The organism is Desulfacinum infernum DSM 9756 (genome assembly GCF_900129305.1).
GTDB lineage: Bacteria > Desulfobacterota > Syntrophobacteria > Syntrophobacterales > DSM-9756 > Desulfacinum > Desulfacinum infernum.
Genome location: NZ_FQVB01000018.1, coordinates 53,800 through 69,961 on the forward strand (window position 1 = coordinate 53,800; position 16,162 = coordinate 69,961).

Here is a 16,162-nt window from a genome sequence, read left to right on the forward strand (position 1 = left end):
ATCCTTTGTCAAATGGCCGAAGTCACAAGAACGGTCTCCGCTTCCTCACCGGCGTCCGAATCCGGATCCGCCTGCGAATACCGGCGTTTGGCCTCGTCGTCCAACAGGCGCCACAGGAGCATCTGCTTTCGCAACACCCGGATGAAGTTCTTGTTGGCCCTTTCCCAGGCCGATCTTTCCCCGGAAAGGCGAATCATCTGAACGGCCACCTCCATGTAGCCCGGGTTCTCTTCGGACGGGCAGCAGTGGAGCTGAAGCCTTTGCTTGATGCCGAAATCGAAGGGGGCGAGCCACACATTGGCGCGCAGGGTGAGACACACCGGATAGGGCATGCGGGCCGGCCGCGCAATGGTGTCGTCCGGCACCAGGCTGGCTTCGTCCACGATGAAGGCTCCGTGGGCCACATCCTGATGATCCCGGATGAAGGCTTCCAGAAAACGGATGATGCCCAATTCCTCTTCCGGCTTCAGAAGGAACGGAAGGCGCAGTTCCAGGAGATCCCCCTGGGCTTCGGGAAGCGTCCAGCTGCGGGTCACGTCCGGCATGGCCATTTCGGCGGCCATGCGGGCCGGGTAGAGGGAGGCCAGGAACACCACGGAAAAGACGAGGACCATGCAAGCCACGCTGGCCAGGGAGGAATAGTTGAACGTGAGTTCGGCGAACATGGGCCAGGTGCCCACCAGTTTCGCCGTGATCTGGGCCAGGATGTAGCCGATCACGGTGGAGAGGACCGCCAGCGAGAGCGCCTCCACGATGAAAAGAAAGCCCACGTGGGTCGGCGCCAGCCCCACGGAAGTGTAGACGCCGATTTCCGTCTTTCGCTCATGTACGTGCCCGATCATGGTGTTCAGGCAGATGAAGACCACGATGAGAATAGGCACCAGAAGGTTGGCCACGCCCTGGTAGCGGATGGCCTTGGCCGCCGTGTGGTACCAGGTCTGTTGGGCTCCCACGAAAAGCGGATAGGAAAACCATCGGGACAGGTCTTCGGCGATCTTGCGGGCCGTATCGGGGCTTTCCGTGACCAGGGAGACGGCCCGAAGACTTCCCCCCAGCGCTCGGCACGTTTCGAAGGGCATGATGACCAGGGAGTCGGCGCGGGCGAAACGGAAGCGCTGGGTCATGGGCAGGATCTCTTCGCCCGATTCCATGGCCTCCACTTCCACCTCGCTGATCTCCTCGTCCGGGGCGATTTCCAGGTAGGCCGGCTGGACCCGATGGCCGTCCAGATCCCGGTAGGTTTCCAGCCGCTTGGGATCGAAAAAGCCGATCACCTTGTAGGACTGCTCCCATATTCTCACGGTGGCGCCGCCGTCCGAATCGGCCTCCAGCCCCAGCTCTTCCGCCAGGTTGACCGGCAGGAGCACGGCCTTTTCATCCTCCGCCTGGAACCAACGGCCGCGGACAACGATCTGGCGAAAACTCCGGGGGGCGTCGATTCCCAGGCCCAGCAAGCCTTCCACGGCCGTTTCCCGAAGATCCCTCGCAACGGGGGCCACCGATCGTTGGGACGGATGAGCCGGGTCGATCCAGGCCCTGGGCCAGATGAGGGCCTCATGGCCGTAACGGCCCTTCATGTCCGAGAGGGTCAGCGAGGTGAGGGGGCGCCAGATGGTGTGGTGGATCAGCACGCCGCTGTAGGGAGCCGAATCGGCGATCCGGGACAGGGTGGTCTTGGTGAGACTCTTCACGTTGGTAAAAGACATCACCGTGAAGGTGAGGATGATCAGGGTCACGCAGGTGAGCGCCGTCCGAAGCCTTCGGCGATGAAGGTTGGAGGCCCCGATGGCGAAGCCGGCTCCGAAGGCCTGCCATTTGTTGACGTTTTCCCGGCCCGCCGCCGACCCCTCCGGGCCCTTCTGGACCGCTTCCATTTCCCGTTCGAAGCGGACGAAAATGATCCAGGAGACCAGCACCGAAAGTCCCACGATGAAGAAGGCGATGATCACCACCATGGGGCTGTAGGTGAGCTGAAAGGCGGGATGAAGCGCCTTGATGGTGAAGATGGTGGCGAGCAGGATGACGAAAAACGCCGTAATTTGCTTGTAGATGTTTCGAAAGCAGAAGAGGTAGCGTTCCAGGCAGTAGGCGAAGGGGACGAAGAGCGCCACGAAGAACATGACGCCGCCCAGGATGTCCCGCTGGGTGTTTTCGATCTCGGCGTACACCACGTTCAGCTTGGCCCACGCCGATACGGTCTTGTCCCACATGCGGGCGTATCGGTTCGCCCCGGCTGCCTCGTCCGCGGCCTTCAAGTCCCCGGCGGCCTCCCGGTACAAATCCTCCAGGTACTTGTTGCTGATCCCCCTGCGATCCAGGTTGTCCAGGCGATGGGCCACCAGGGTGCGAAGATCGTGGGCCACCCGGGAGAAGGTGCGGGAGAGGATGGGCGGAGATCCGATGAGGTATCCCTGTCCCAAAGGATTCCGGGGGTTGGCGTTGATAAGGAGGAATTCCTTTCGGAGCAGGGTGTCGGCCAGGATCAACTTGAACCGGGTGCCTTTTTCCAGAAAGAGCGAGATGCCGAAGGTGTCCCGTCCGTCCACCCGGCTGTACCAATACTTGAGAGGGCGGGCGCCCGTGACGCCGTCCAGGAGAGTGACCTTGGTCAGGTGGCTCAGCTGTTGGGGATCGAAGACTCCGATCACGTCCGTCTGGTCACAATGGAACATGATGAGAGTGGTGCTGCCCACCTGTCCCTTGATCTTGAGCCGGTAATTGTCCTTGCCGGTCTGCACCTTGTCGGCCGTCCAGGCGATTCGGCCCGTGGCGGGATCGATCCCGTAGGGTTCCAGGATGACCTTCTGAAAGGCCACGCGATTGTTGGCCACCCCGGGCAGAAAGAAGGTGCCGTCTCGAAAGGCCATGGTCCGAAAGATGGTGTCGCCCTGGATGGCGCAGACGATGGTGCCGGGAGCGGGCTGGTCGGCAAAGAGTTCCCCCTGGCGGATGAACATGGTCTTGCCCTTGATGGCCGCGAGGCCCTGGATGCCCGTGCGACAGCTGGCCTGCAGATCCGGATGGGACAGCACGCGACTGAGAAAGGGGGGGAGGAACTTCTGGAGGATGTCGAGATTCTCCCAATGGATGCGTTCCACCGTGTCGTTGGGAGTGCCCCACGCCAGGCGCCGGTTGTTGAGGGTGGTGAGCGTCACCGCCGAACAGTCCGAAAGGGCTCCGATGTCGCACGCCAGGCAATGCAGGCCGGGGTTTTCCACCGCCGTGGAGGCGAATCCTGCCCCATAACGGTCCGTTTTCGTGAAGATCTGAGGCGTGCCCGACGCGCCGGCCGCTTCCTCCGCCGCTTCCTCCATGATCTCCGCAAGCCGGAGACTCCGCACCACGCGCCGCACCTGCTCCCGGAGCGGAAAGGTGCCGCCCCATTCGCTGAGAGCGACGGGCAGGGATTGGGAAGACAGGTTGAGGCTCAGGTGGAGGATGGTTTCGTGATCATCCAGTAGGTTGCGCAGGGTTCTCCACGATCGGATGACACGCCATCGCTTGTCCAGTTCGCGTTTCTCCTTGTCCAGCAGCTTTCGGGCTCCGGCCAGGAGTTCCAGTGCCAGCCGCTCTTGCTCCGAATCCAGGTTGGAGGGATCGTCCTGCCAGCTCAACCTTCGGCACCGGCGGGCTTGGGCGGCCGTGGCATCGATGTCGGTGACGCTCGCATCCTCCGCTTTTCCCGCCGCGTTTCGATATTGGATCAGACGGGTAAGACGGTCCGCTTCGTCCTTGGCCCGTTCCACCACTTCCCGCCAGACCAGTCGGTCCCGTTGGGGATCTCCCGTGTTCCACGGTACGGGGTGCTGGAAGGAAGAGAGCAGGGCTTTCAGGTCTTTCCTTCGGTCCCGGATGGTTCGCCGTTCCTCACGGATGTCCTTCTTTCGACCCCGGGCGATCCAGGTGAAGTGCCTGGATCCTGCCAGGCCCTGGCCGTACCCGGAGGTGGCCAGGAGGAGCACGGAACGTTCCGGCGGCCGGGCCGCCAGGTCCTCGGCCAGTTTGAGGAGCATGGCCGCGGAGACGGCCTGATCCGCTCCCGGCGCCAGTCCCACCACGTGGGTGGTGGCATCGAAGGATGCTTCGATCACCACCAGTTCCTGGGAAAGATCTTCGGAACGGCCGGGAATCAGACCGTAAACGTTCTGGGCCACGCGGTTTTCCCAGTGGGCTTGTGCCCGAAGAACCGCTTCACGTCCGCCCTTCGCCAGGGTCCGGAGATGTTCAGCCGTTTGTGCCGGCGCGTAGAAACGGGGAAATGCCAACGGGGTGGGGATGTTCTTGTCCTGAAAGTGCTGCCTCGTATCGTCGGGGCCGCCCAGAAAGATCACGGCCTTGGCCGAAAGGGAGGCCGCGATCCACCAGTTTTCCGCCGAGTTCTGATCCATGAGCACGATGGCCCCTTCCAGGGGAACATCGTCCAAATGGGGCAGATCTCCGTTTGCCACATAGACCAGAGGCCCGCGCAGTCCGCCTTCCGGAGTGCGGGGCAGCATGGCCATGTTGGGGCCCCAGGGAAAGATCTCGTAGGTCGTGGAGCCCACTTGAAGGGACGCCCGGTCGGAGACGGGAACGGGCTGGAAGTAGAGCTGCGTACCCACGTTTTTCAGCCCGAACCGTTGGAACTGTCCCGCGATGTAACGGGCGGCGGCATCGCAGCCCGAAGATCCCGTGGACCGGTCGGGAAATCGGGTGAGGGCCTGAAGATGCTCCCGGACCGTGGCCGCGCCGGCTTCGTTCCATCCCCGCCATGTCCCCGATAGGGCCGCCAGGAGGATCAAGAGTGCCGGGATGAGATAAGGCCTTGTTCGAGCCATGACTACGCCACTTCCCCTACCGAGATCTTGAGCTTTTCCCGGTCCTCGATGCGGTCCACCCGGCCGTCGCGGATCCACACGACCCGATCCGACACGTTGAGCATCTTGATGTCGTGGGTGGCCGAGATGATGGTCACGCCACGCTCCTTGGAAAGGTGTTTGAGGAGGGTGATGATCTCTTCGCCCGTTGTGAGATCCAGGTTGCCCGTGGGCTCATCGGCCAGGATGATGGCCGGGTCGTTGGCCAGGGCGCGCGCGACGGCCACCCGCTGCTGCTGGCCGCCGGAAAGTTCCGGGGGCTTGTGCTGGTAGCGCTCGGCCAGCCCCACCAGCTTGAGCAGCTCCATGCCCTTTTCCATGTATTCGTCCCGGCTCATTCCCGCAAAGATCATGGGGAGGGTCACGTTTTCGATGGCCGTCATCACCTGGATGAGATTGAAGGTCTGGAAGATGTAGCCGATCTTGCGGCAGCGGAGCCATGCCAGTTCATAGGCGTCCAACTGGGACACGTCCACTTCGTCGATGAAGACTCGGCCCGACGTGGGCTTGTCCAGCGCCCCGATCATATTGAAAAGAGTGGATTTGCCCGATCCCGAAGGGCCCATGATGGAGATGTACTCGCCTGAGCGAATGGCCAGGTTGACCCCTCTCAGAGCCTGCACTTCCTGTTGGCCCATGCGGAACACCTTGACCACATCCACCAGTCGAACCACATTGTGCGCGCCGTTTCCATTCATGGGCTCTACTGCTCCGTTCTGAGGGCCAAGGCGGGTTCCATGCGGGCTGCGACCCAGGCCGGATAAAGGACTCCGGTGAGCGACAGGAGCATGGCCAGACCGGTGCTCCAGGCGGCGATCCATGCCAGCTCGAGCGCCGGAAAATGCCGCACCACCGCCGTGCCGAACTTGACAAGAAGGGTGACGGAAGCGACCAGCACCCCGAGGGCGCTTCCCGCCGCTCCCCCCAGGAGCCCCTGGTAGACGGCCTCCAGGACGAACAGCTTGATGACGAAGCTGTCCAGCGCACCCAGGCACTTGAGCGTTCCGATCTCGCGGAATCGTTCCGTGACGGCCATGAGCTGTGCGTTCACGATGCCCACGGCACAGACCAGAAGGGACAAGGCGATGAGCCACCGGTCCTTGGGCGTGCTTCCGAACGTGCCCGCAAAGAGTTCATAGCCGGAGGAGACGATCTTCTCCTGCAGCTCCGACGGCGCATGAGGCCATAGGGCGTTCAGAAGCGCGTACACCGCAAACGTGTAGGCCACAAAGGCCACGGCCAGCACCAGGGTGGCCGTGGTGATCAGCGACCGAAACAGCCTGGCCCGAAGCGCATTGAAGGAGATGCGCAATACTTGGGCCCACGGCAGCACCACTTGTCTTTCTACGGTCGGTCTCATGTTCCGTCTCGTCCCGGTGCCGAGGTTTTGCTTGCACTGTTCTAACCACTTAATCCCTGGCCACGAGATTTTCAACAGCCCGGACCGTTTCCCGGGCTCCGTCGCACCGGGGAAGACGGCGGGCGGGCGGAGGCGATTCCAGCTCTTCCCGGATGGCCCGGGCCACGTCTTCCGGCCCGAGAGAGTCCAATACCCGCACGATTCCCCTTTCTTCCAGGGCTCGAGCCCGGAGGGCCTGCTCGCGGTTCTGCGGAAAGGGATAGACCAGCGCCTTGGTGCCCGTGGCCAGGATGTCCATGCACGTGTTGTAGCCGGCCATGCTGATGGAAATCTCCGCTTCGGCCATACGGGAAGAAAAATCCAGGGCGAAGGGGTGAACCTCCACGCGCGGGTCCCCGTCGGCCCATTGCTCCACCAGGCGCCGGGCATGGTCTTCCATGAAAGGTCCCTTGTAGATGTGAAGCTGCAGATGGCGGTCGTCGATGCGTTCCCATGCTCTCAACACCGCTTCCAGGAGCTCCGTGCCGACGCGGCCGCCACCGGTGCTGACCACCACGCGCCCTGGTATCCTCGCCGGCGGAGGGGAGGCGGCGGGGCGGATCACGTATCCCGTATGGATCACCGGGCACCGGATGTCTCCGGTACGGGAAAAGGTGGCGTCCAGGGGGATCATGTCCGGATCCCCATGGACCAGGACCAGGTCGAAGTAGCGGTTGAGGATCTCGAGAACCTTCTGTTCGTAGGCGGCCGTGTCCGCCTTTTCCACCAGGATGTCCCGAACGCTGCACACCACCCGCGCACGGGAAGTTGCGGAAAGGTTCTCCTTCAGGAGCGGTATCAGCTCGAAACGAAATTTCTTTCTTCCGAAGGGAAAGAGCTCGATCAGGAGAACATCCGGTCTTGTGCGGCGGTAGGTATCCAGGAGTTTCTCCCGGCGCCTGTCCTGCAGGCTTTCCAGGTCGCCTCCCGTCGCTTCCAGCTGCTTGAATTCCGGATCCATCATCAAAGGAGGCAGAAAAACCCGCGCCACATGTTCGGGTGGCCGGTAGTGGGCCAGCGGTTCGCCGCCTTCCACGAAGGTCACGGGGTGCGGGTAAAAGGCCTTGGCGATCTCCATGGAGCGGAAAAAGTGGCCGATACCCAGAACATGCTGACAGTAGTGCAGGATCTTCATCCGTTCGAGCTTTCCCTGATTTGGGTTTTGTTTCCGTTGAAGCCCCTGAGAGCTAGTCCGAGAACTCCATAAATCGTCACTCCCGCGGAAGCGGGAGTCCAGGATGTAGTGTCAATCCTGCATCCCTGCTTTCGTGGGGATGACGGATGGCCCTTGAAAGGGGCAAGTCAGCGATACCGAAATTGGACGATTCTTGTGCATGGGCCGGCTCCGATGGGCGGGCGTAAAGCCCTCCCTACAAAATGCGTTGATCTCTTGGGTAGGGGCGGGGTTTATCCCCGCCCGGGCCACAGGCGGGCCGGAGGTCCGCGCTCCCGGGAAAAACAGCACTTGCCTAAGGCTCGGATAAACCAGCCAAGGCCGTCTTCAGTGCGGCCACGAATTCAAAGAAGATCGGAGTGGGGTGGTCGCGACCCGGGCGGTCCAAGCGTGCGAAGAAGGAGGCTCGAAGGGCTTCGGAAAGCTCCAGTTGAAGACCTGCCCCAGAACTTCCCCGGTTGCAGAGGTTTTCCTTTTGGTCCCCGCGAAAGACCGGGTGCGGAGCCGAGGAGAAGCCGCGCGACCGCAAAACGGTCGCCACCCGCGCCCGCAAGTCCTCGTCCAATCCCCCCAAATAGACCGTTGGATTTGCTCCGTCACAGCCGTGGATGGTGATCACCTTCCAGGAACGTCGCGCCATTTCCAAGGCGGCGGGTTCGTCGAAAAGGGTGCTGGTGATGTGCAGCCTGCCGTTTCCCTTCCGTTTGAGTCCGTCCAAATGATAGAAGGAATGGTGAGGTTCGGCCACGGCCCGGGCCACCTCGGAAGTTCCGGGCTCGATGCCGCCTCCGTGGGGCGCCATGACGGCGATGCCCGTCCGTCCCCAGCGCCACTGGATGCGGAAGTCGATCCCTTCCCGTTCCTTTTCCGCCAGTTGCTGGAAAGATCGGTATATGTTCACGAAACCTCCGGTGAATTGGCGGCGATCCATTCAGGGCGGCGGCGGATTCCATTGTGCCCGAGAGACCGCTGCCTGTAAAGCCGTGCACAGAGGCGGCAAAACCGCCGACGAAAAGGTCGTCGGGCGGAGCGAGTCATGATTTGTAGGAAACGGGACCTCGTCCCGTTCGTGGGCGCGACCTGTGGGGGCGAATAATCCTTCGCCCCCACAGGGGCCCCCCTTTTCATTGTAGCCGCGGGGCTTCAGCCCTGCGGAAAAGGTCATCATAACTCCATGAAGCGACAGGAAATACGCTATGGCCTATCCGACGGCCGGGGATTCCTCCGCAGCCTTGAGGGGCTGCGCTACGAGAAAAGAGGTCGTCCGCGGCGTTCTCAGACAAGCTCCTGGCAGACGACATTTTTCATCCATGCGGGGTGGTGAGCCTCGCCATGACCGTCAGGTGGGGCATAAATCATCTTGGGTCCTTTCACAAAAGGAGGTGAAGCGGTGGAAAGTCAGGTTGCTCGCATGTTGGGGATGACCCACCAGCCCGTGGCCATCCTGTGGGCCGATCAGGAGCCGGAAAAGGCCGCCCGATTCACGCCCGGCAAGTGGGGTTGCGTCATGTGGATGTTGGTGGGCGCCTCCAGGGGCAAGACCGCCGCCTTTGATGAGACCACTTACGGATGCTGGGGCGGCGGCGTGGGACTGGGTTTCGGTAACCAGTACAAGGCGTTTCCGGGGGGTGAGCCTTGCTTTCATTACTTCCTGTCCGTCGGTAACCGCCACTGGGATACGGGCAGGGCGCTGGTGGAGCAGATGGAGGCGTCCGGAGCCGGGGGGTCCTTCCTGGAGGATTTGCGGGACGGGGAAGGTTATCTCAAGAGCCCGGAACGGGTGGCGGATTTTGTCAAAGAGCTCCCCATCATGCAGGTGCCCACCCGGTACGTGGTGTTCAAGCCTTTGGGAGAGGTCCACCCGGAAGAGGAAGAACCCAAGGTGGTGGTCTTCTGGGCTACGCCGCATCAGCTGGCGGCCTTGGTGGTGCTGGCCAACTACGACCGTCCCGGCAATGAAAACGTGGCGGTTCCCTTCGGTGCCGGATGTCAAAGCGTGGGGATTTATGCCTATCGGGAGCTGGACCGGCCCTATCCGCGGGGCATCATCGGCCAGATGGATCTTTCCGCCCGATTGAACGTGCGCAAGACCATGGGGGACCATGTCTTCACGTTCGCCGCCCCATGGAGGCTCTTTCGGGAGATGGAGGAAAACGTGGCGGAGAGCTTTGCGTCCCGCCAGGTGTGGCGGCAGTTGGCGGGCAAGTAGTCCATTGCATTCCGGGGCTTTCCATGGTAGCAAGGTGACCTTGTGAATAATGGGCGCTAAGTCTTCGGCGCCCGCCCCTCAACAGGAGCCTGACCTGCCATGCCATCGGAGCCCCGGAGCAGGATCTACATCATTTTCAAGCGAGCCCGTTGTTGTGTCCGGATCTTTACGGACCTGAACAAGGATCTGTTTCACGCCCGGCTGGAGGAGGCTCTCAAGGACAAGAAGAGCCTCTTTCTCACCGTCTATGAGCGCAACGGGACGGGCTTCAGACGAAGCCACACCACCGTGACCCCCTACGAAATTCTGGCCGATTGCGTCTTTCATGCGGAGAACGTGGACGCCGACGCCATGGATTTTTGTGCCGACAAGGCACACGAGGCCCGCTTTCTTGAAAAACTTGCAAGAGACAACGGCCTCAAGCCCATTTCCATGTGAAATCGTCCCTGCAGCGGGGCCTACCCCTGTTTCCCGGCCCATGGAACTGCTCTTTCTCCTTCTTGCCATTTGAGCCGGCCTGAGCGAATCTGCACGCAAGGATGGAAAAGAAGAAGCCTTTGCGTTCATTGGCGGTTTTTTCAAACTAGAAGAGTGGGAGCGGGGCATGGAAACCGATCGTGATGCCATGGAGCTTCTCCGTCGCCAGGTGGCCGAGTTGGAAGCGGAAAGAGACAGGCTTCGGGCCCGGGTTTCCCATTTGGAGGAAGCCCTGCAGGGGTGTTTGAGTCGCTCCCGGCATTGACTGGGATGCGGCTTTGCCGACTGGTGGCTGGATGCCAACAGAGTGCTCAGCGAGGAAGGGGGATTGCCCGAAGGGTGCCGTGCCCGGCGCCGTGACGAAGGCCCCTGTGGGAAGAAGTAGTTCCAACCATGGCGACACCGCTCTTTACCACATCTGTATGGAATTCCCCGTGGCCTGGAGACGCCCCACCCCGGGAGGCCATCCTGCCTAGCGGACTTTCCGAGGATATCCCGTCCATCCGGTACGCGGATTACTTCGCTGCCCTGGAAGCGGCTCTGGGTTCCCATGACCTGAAGCCCCTGCGGTCGGCCCTGGCGTCGGTTTGTGGGGAAACGATCCCGGCCGAGGCCGTCGAACATGTCCACCTCGAGAGCGTCAAGCACGGTGCCTTCTACCACGTGGCCCGCATGGAGGTGACCGTTGGGGGGCGACGGATTTCCCTGGTCATGAATGTGGCCGTTTCGGACCGCGGGAGGGCCGCCCTGGAAAGGGAGTGGCGCGCGCTCGGGAGGGTCGTCGAATCCCCCGGCGGCCCCTTTTTTCCCCGCTGCCATCACAAGGGAGAATTCCATTGCGAGGATGTGGAGGGGAAGATGCATCCCGCTTCCTACTTCCTGGCCGAGTGGTTCGAGGGATACCACGAATTTCACCTGCAACCTTTACGGCAGGGCGGACAGGGCCTCCATGTGTGGGACGGATCACCGAGGGGGCGGCTGCTCGTCGGCAGCGAGGCGGCGGCCGTTTACCGGGAAGGGGCCAGGATTCTTACGTTGTGCCTGGATCGTGCAACCTTCGAGCAGATCTTCCCGTGGCACCACGCTGCCGGGGACATGGTGGTTCGCTGTGGAAACGGAGAACCGAGCGTCCGTATGATCTCGGCGCGGGATTACCGAACGCTCGTCCCGGCCGGCAGAGCCCCGCATGAACGCACGGCTGCCGCCATGGCCTTTTTCTATGGCCTCGCGGTCCGGCTTCGCGTGGATCGGGAGCAGGGAACGGGGCGATTGGTGTGGGCGGATGCCGGCTGGGTGCGCTCCATGGTAGAGGGATTCTGGTCGGGATGGCGCGAGGCGAAGCCGCGGGCGGGCGAGGCCGAGACGGACGCCCTGCGCCGGGCCCTCCTCGGTTTTTCGGCCGAGGATTGGACGGCTTTCGGGCAATACTTATTGGACGATCTCATCGTGGACCCCGAGGAGTCATCCTTCATCGCGTCCCGGCTGGAGGATCACGCCAAGGAGCTGGCGGTCGCGCTGGGAGAGAGTTTGGAATAGAGGCTGGTGCTTAAAAGGAAAAAGGGCGCCGGGTTTCCCCGCGCCCTTTTTCCTTCAACTGGTAGTCCCAACGGGACTCGAACCCGTGTCTCTGGCGTGAGAGGCCAGTATCCTAGACCGCTAGACGATGGGACCACAAAGTGGCTGGGGGACTAGGATTCGAACCTAGGCTAGCTGATCCAGAGTCAGCCGTCCTGCCACTAGACGATCCCCCAGCAAACGTGGGGGGAACGTAAACAAAAGTGGACGCGAAGTCAAGACCCAATTGGCCCCGGGTTTGAATTGCGAGGATTTCGGGCGTCTTTGTGCTGTGCCTGGCGTTCCCGTTGAGGTAGAATAAAAAGGCAGTTCCGGCTGAGTCCGGAACCAGCGGAACGACCCAGGGGATGGTGAGACGTTGCCTCAACCGGTCATTTTGAAAGACTCCGGCACATTCGATCTTGAGGGATATCGGGAGAGAATGGCCCGGTACCTGGATCCCGACGATCCGGGAACCCGGCTCTTCTTTCAGGCGTTGGACTATGCGGAAGAGTTGCATCAGGGACAGATCCGCAAGTCCGGGGCTCCCTACATCAGTCACCCGTGCGCCGTGGCCGAAATCCTGGCCAAGGAGATGGAAGTCCGCGACCCGGAGATGTTGGCCGCGGCCGTTCTCCACGACGTGATCGAAGACGTTCCCGATGTGACCTACGAATCCATCCGGGAGCAATTCGGAAGCGTGGTGGCGGAACTGGTGGACGGATGCACCAAGATGACCCGGTCCCACAAGGACCGTGCCGCCCTGAAGGATCTGACCCACAGCAAGATCTTGCAAACGGCCAGCCGGCGCTTGGGCGTGCTGGTGATCAAGCTGGCGGACCGGTTGCACAACCTGAGGACCCTCCATTACCTGCCCCAACCCAAGCGGCAGCGCATCGCCCAGGAAACCGTGGAGATCTATGCGCCACTGGCCGCCAAACTGAACATTTTTCCTCTCAAGCGCGAACTTTATCACCTGGCCCTATCTTACCTCTACCCCCGCAAGAGCAAGAAGATCCTCAATGCCATCAAGGCTCTGAATAGCGATCCCAATGTTCTTGAAATGGAGCAGCTCTTTCATCGGGCTTTTGGGGAAACCGCCCTGCCCGTGGAGGTGAGAAGAAGGGTCAAGGGACTCGGCACCTACTACGATGCGGCCAAGGGGACCCTGCGGCTGTCCAATACGGAGAACCGCGTGGACTTCACCGTCGTGGTGGACTCGAGGGATGTACGGCAGTGCTACTTCGCCTTGGGGGTCGTGGACACCACGTTTCGCCCCGTGCCGCGAACGCTTCGCGATTTCATCGCCAATCCCAAGAACAACGGCTACATGAGCCTGCACACCCGGGTGCATTTTCGCGGGGAAAACTACCTGGTCAAGATCCGAACCACGGAGATGGATCAGTGGGCCCGGCACGGGCTTTTGAGCCACTGGCGGCGTTCGAGCCAGATCGATGAGGCCTACCTGAATGAAGTGAGCGAATTTCTTCGGACCATCGGGGAGTACGGCGGCGGCGGGCCGCAACGCCGGCACCTGATCCAGCTTTCGGAAGCCGAAGAGATCACCGTCTATACGCCCCTGGGGGATGCCCACGTGTTCCCCGAAGGGAGCATCGTTTTGGACTTTGCCTATAAGATCCACTCCGATCTGGGCAACTACTGCAAGGGGGCCCTGGTCAACGGCCGTTTCGTGCCGCCGACCCATGTGCTCAAAGACGGTGAAACCGTTGAGATCCTCAAATCCGAGGAACGACTGGATCTGGACCCGGGACTGGAGCGACTTTGCCGAACCCCGAAAGCCAGAAGCGCCATCAACCGGGAAGTGAACCGCCGCCGGCGCGCCTATGCCCAGTGGGTGGGCAGGGAGATCCTGCGTCAGGAAATGGAACACCACGGCCTTCCCAAGGACCTCCTGGCAAGCGACATCACACGGCTCATCCTGGAGGTCCTCAATCTGAAGGCCCTGGAAGATCTTTTCGTGCAGGTGGGCCAGGACCTGGTCTCCCCCCATTTGGTGCTCTATTACCTGCAGGATGCCCCGACCCGCCCCGTTTCCCAGGCCAAAGTGAAGGCTCAGTTCGACCGGAACCATTCCCGCAACGTCCTGCGGGTGCCGGAACTGGATCCCGTGATCCACAAATTCGCCGGCTGCTGCCACCCCTTTCCCGGTGAGCGGCAGGTGGTGGCCACGCTCAGCGAGCGGGGCATCACCTTCCATCGTTCCAGTTGTCGGGATTTGAGCGAGCGGCACGATCTGCCTTCCCAGCGCCTCCTGGACGTGCGCTGGGTCAAGGAAACTCCCTGGACGCGGCCGATCTTCGTCCGCCTGCGCATCCAGAGCAAGGACGGCACACCCTTGCTGCCAATCATCGGCAACACCCCGCCTGAGATCGAAGTGCGACAGGTGCGCGGGCGGTTCGGCGACCCGGCGGGACAGTGGGCCGTCATGGACGTGGTCCTGAGAGGATTCGACGACGCACGCCGTTTTTTCGAGGCCTTTCCACCGGCCGGCGTTTCGGTGGAGCGCTATTCCCACTCGGAATTTCCCGACGGCGAATAGCGACCCTTTCAGTGGATGGATCGGTTGGCGTGGGTTTCTCTGAAAAGTTTCCTGGCCATGGCGTGCAGGTCGGTTTTCTTTACTCCGGCAAATTCGACGAGCAGGAACTGGATCCACGCCCCGCAACAGAAACTCAGGAGGTTTTCCGGGCCCTTGAACACGTCTTCCTCCAGCTTTCCCTCCTGAAAGGCCTGGGCGATCAGTTCAAGAACCGTAAGGTTCAGTTCTCCCTCCCCGTAACGCTGCACGGCTTCCTTGTAAACGCGGGCAAGTTCCGGGTTGCGTTGAATGATGGCAACGGCGCATCTGGAAGCATCCACGAGCGTTTGCGGTTTCATGGGTGTTTCAGCTCCTCCCCGACAACGACCTTTGGACGGGTGTCCTTGATTTTTCCCTTCCTTGATTTATGCTGTATAACAAATTTCCCCGAATCGTCAAAGGAGCGCCTAGGGCGCCTGCGACCTGGAAAGGAGATCCGCTGATGAGGGTTGAATCTGCGCACAAAAAGGCAGTGGCTGGTCGAACCGTCGTCTTTTTCCTGTCTTTGCTGCTCTTCCTGGGAGCTTCGGGGCCCGCGGTCCAGGCCGCCTTCAGCCCCTATGGGGACAGCGCCCCCCCCTCCTTCGCCGACCTGGCCGACAAGGTGAAGGATTCCGTCGTGAACATCTCCACCACCCAGGTGATCAAGGGGCATCCGCTGCAGCCCTTTCTCCGTCCGGACTCGCCCTTTCGTGAATTTTTCGGCGACGAATTCTTCAAGAAGTTCTTCGGCGATGTGCCCCAGGGCAAAATGAAGACCCACTCCTTGGGATCCGGGGTGGTCATTGACGAAACCGGCCTCATCCTCACCAACAACCACGTGGTGGAAAAGGCGGACGAGATCAAGATCAAGCTACAGAACGGCAAGGAATACGACGCCAAGGTGGTGGGGCGGGACCCCAAGACGGATCTCGCGCTCATCAAGGCTCAGCCCGATGAGGATTTTCCCAAGGCCGCCCCTCTGGGCGATTCGGACTCCTTGCGGGTGGGGGACTGGGTCATGGCCGTGGGCAACCCCTTCGGTCTGGGGCACACGGTGACGGTGGGGATCATCAGCGCCAAGGGGCGCATCATCGGAGCCGGGCCCTATGACGACTTTCTCCAGACGGACGCGGCCATCAACCCCGGCAACAGCGGCGGCCCCCTGTTCAACATGCGCGGCGAGGTTGTGGGGATCAATACGGCCATCGTGGCCCGCGGCCAGGGCATCGGATTTGCCATTCCCATCAACATGGCCAAGGAGCTGCTGCCCCAGTTGAAGACCGGGAAGGTGATCCGCGGCTGGCTGGGTGTGATGATCCAGGACATCACCCCGGAACTGGCGGAATCTTTCGGCCTGAAGGATGCCAAAGGGGTTCTCATTTCCGACGTGGTGGAAGGCAGCCCGGCGGACAAGGCCGGGCTGGAGACGGGGGACATCGTGGTGGAATTCAACGGCGAACCCGTGGAAAACGCCCATGATCTTTCAAGAAAGGTGGCGGCTACACGCCCGGAAACCACCGTCAAGATCGGTATCCTGCGGGACGGGTCCCGAAGAACCATCAAGCTGCAGCTGGGCACCATGCCCGATGAAGAAATGGTCGCCGGGCCCGCCGTGGAGGAAAGTTCCTGGGGCATGAGCGTCCAGAACCTGACCGAAGAACTGGCTTCCCGGTTCGGTTGGGATCCTTCGGAACGCGGGGTGATCATCACCGACGTGGAACCCGGATCCCCGGCGGCCGAGGCGAAGCTACTTCCCGGGGATCTGATCAAGGAGGTCAACCGAAAGAAGATCCAGAACCTGCGTGATTACAACCAGGCGGTGAAGAAAGGGGAGAAGAAGCGAAGCCTTCTGTTGCTCATCAAGCGCGGGGAGCACACCTTCTATGTGGTGCTGCAAGCCCAGGAGGAATGA

12 protein-coding genes and 2 tRNA genes are annotated in these 16,162 nt (G+C 61.5%); 6 read left to right on the forward strand and 8 right to left on the reverse strand.

Translation table 11 applies throughout. The annotated features are described in order from the left end of the window. Positions 1–8: 8 nt before the first annotated feature. The 5 genes from BUB04_RS10085 to BUB04_RS10105 form a co-directional block, all read right to left on the reverse strand. Positions 9–4,817 (reverse strand): FtsX-like permease family protein, encoded by a 4,809-nt coding sequence (locus BUB04_RS10085; RefSeq protein ID WP_073038952.1) that lies wholly within the window; start codon positions 4,815–4,817, stop codon positions 9–11. 2 nt (positions 4,818–4,819) lie between these two features. Further along, positions 4,820–5,554 carry an ABC transporter ATP-binding protein gene (locus BUB04_RS10090; RefSeq protein WP_073038954.1) on the reverse strand — a complete coding sequence of 245 codons (735 nt, stop codon included), beginning with the start codon at positions 5,552–5,554 and terminating at the stop codon, positions 4,820–4,822. A 5-nt stretch (positions 5,555–5,559) separates the two neighbouring features. Beyond that, entirely contained in the window at positions 5,560–6,216 is a 657-nt protein-coding gene (locus BUB04_RS10095; RefSeq protein ID WP_073038956.1) for an ABC transporter permease, read from the reverse strand. Positions 6,217–6,265: 49 nt separating this feature from the next. Then, positions 6,266–7,390, reverse strand: a complete 1,125-nt coding sequence (locus BUB04_RS10100; protein WP_073038958.1) for a glycosyltransferase family protein — start codon at positions 7,388–7,390, stop codon at positions 6,266–6,268. A gap of 334 nt (positions 7,391–7,724) precedes the next feature. Next, positions 7,725–8,330, reverse strand: coding sequence for a poly-gamma-glutamate hydrolase family protein (locus tag BUB04_RS10105; protein ID WP_178371960.1), 606 nt, complete (start codon positions 8,328–8,330; stop codon positions 7,725–7,727). A 489-nt stretch (positions 8,331–8,819) separates the two neighbouring features. Between BUB04_RS10105 and BUB04_RS10110 the strand changes: the two genes are divergently transcribed. The 4 genes from BUB04_RS10110 to BUB04_RS10120 all read left to right on the forward strand — a co-directional run bounded on the left by BUB04_RS10110 (position 8,820) and on the right by BUB04_RS10120 (position 11,651). Further along, a complete protein-coding gene (locus BUB04_RS10110; RefSeq protein WP_073038962.1) occupies positions 8,820–9,638 on the forward strand; it encodes a DUF169 domain-containing protein in 819 nt (272 codons plus the stop codon). A 99-nt stretch (positions 9,639–9,737) separates the two neighbouring features. Continuing rightward, entirely contained in the window at positions 9,738–10,076 is a 339-nt protein-coding gene (locus tag BUB04_RS10115; protein ID WP_073038964.1) for a hypothetical protein, read from the forward strand. Positions 10,077–10,242: 166 nt separating this feature from the next. Then, positions 10,243–10,380, forward strand: coding sequence for a hypothetical protein (locus BUB04_RS19335; protein WP_178371961.1), 138 nt, complete (start codon positions 10,243–10,245; stop codon positions 10,378–10,380). Positions 10,381–10,508: 128 nt separating this feature from the next. Continuing rightward, positions 10,509–11,651, forward strand: coding sequence for a hypothetical protein (locus BUB04_RS10120; protein ID WP_073038966.1), 1,143 nt, complete (start codon positions 10,509–10,511; stop codon positions 11,649–11,651). Positions 11,652–11,710: 59 nt separating this feature from the next. Here BUB04_RS10120 and BUB04_RS10125 read toward each other — a convergent pair. Further along, a tRNA-Glu gene (locus tag BUB04_RS10125) sits at positions 11,711–11,786 on the reverse strand. A 6-nt stretch (positions 11,787–11,792) separates the two neighbouring features. Beyond that, positions 11,793–11,866, reverse strand: a tRNA-Gln gene (locus tag BUB04_RS10130). A 245-nt stretch (positions 11,867–12,111) separates the two neighbouring features. On the opposite strand from BUB04_RS10130, the gene BUB04_RS10135 reads away from it, so the two are divergent. After that, entirely contained in the window at positions 12,112–14,229 is a 2,118-nt protein-coding gene (locus BUB04_RS10135; protein WP_073038968.1) for a RelA/SpoT family protein, read from the forward strand. An 8-nt stretch (positions 14,230–14,237) separates the two neighbouring features. On the opposite strand, the gene BUB04_RS10140 is transcribed toward BUB04_RS10135, so the two are convergent. Continuing rightward, a complete protein-coding gene (locus BUB04_RS10140) occupies positions 14,238–14,567 on the reverse strand; it encodes a hypothetical protein (protein ID WP_073038970.1) in 330 nt (109 codons plus the stop codon). Between the two features lie 143 nt (positions 14,568–14,710). Between BUB04_RS10140 and BUB04_RS10145 the strand changes: the two genes are divergently transcribed. Then, positions 14,711–16,162, forward strand: a complete 1,452-nt coding sequence (locus BUB04_RS10145; RefSeq protein ID WP_073038972.1) for a DegQ family serine endoprotease — start codon at positions 14,711–14,713, stop codon at positions 16,160–16,162.